Below are 756 nucleotides of genomic sequence, written 5' to 3' on the forward strand. Positions count from 1 at the left end.
CCTCGAGCCCGCCGAGGATCTCCTTGATGCGGTCGATCGAGGACAGGATCAGCGTCACGGCTTCCGCCTTCACCGGCATGCCGTCGCGGAATTTGCCCATCAAGGTCTCGCCGGCATGCGCCAGCGCTTCGAGCCGCGGCAGCCCGAGGAAGCCGCAGGTGCCCTTGATGGTGTGCACCAGCCGGAAGATGTTATCCAGGATCTTCGCGTTGTTCGGATCCTGCTCGAACTGCACCAGCTGGTTGTCGACCGTATCCAGGCTCTCGCTGCTCTCCGTCAGGAACTCGCGCAACAGATCGTCCATGGATAGGTCCCCTCAAGGTGCTGCGGAACGCTCGCCTTGCATCGATAACTGGCCGGCTTCACGGCGACGTTAATTTTGCCGTCCGTGCAAATACGGACGATGAAGCCCTTCAGCAGTTCGACGACGCATCACGACATCACGGCCAGTCTCACAAGGACAGGCCCTTACCACCCGGACGGGAAAGAGGCCGTTCCATCGGTCATCGCAATTTGAACTAATTGGAATTGAGGACCGCTAAGTCCCGCGAAACGTTCGCGACGCGCCGACCGCCTGGATCAGAACGCGATCGCTCATTGGTTGAAGCCGGCGGGATGGTTGAGCGCAACCAATCGGGATAGGGGGGAGCCTCGCGGCTCCGCCCCTCCCACACCACCGGACATACGGGTCCGTATCCGGCGGTTCAGTGGATTATGCGGTCTGCAGCGCCGCGACGGAAGCCAAGCCGAGTGAAC

1 protein-coding gene is annotated in these 756 nt (G+C 61.5%); it reads right to left on the bottom strand.

The features are described 5' to 3' along the window. A partial coding sequence (locus tag I6F38_RS43290; protein WP_225164700.1) for an Hpt domain-containing protein occupies positions 1–304 on the bottom strand: 304 nt, incomplete at its 3' end. Positions 305–756 lie beyond the last annotated feature (452 nt).

The sequence above is a fragment of the Bradyrhizobium sp. BRP56 genome (assembly GCF_020194035.1).
GTDB lineage: Bacteria > Pseudomonadota > Alphaproteobacteria > Rhizobiales > Xanthobacteraceae > Bradyrhizobium > Bradyrhizobium australafricanum.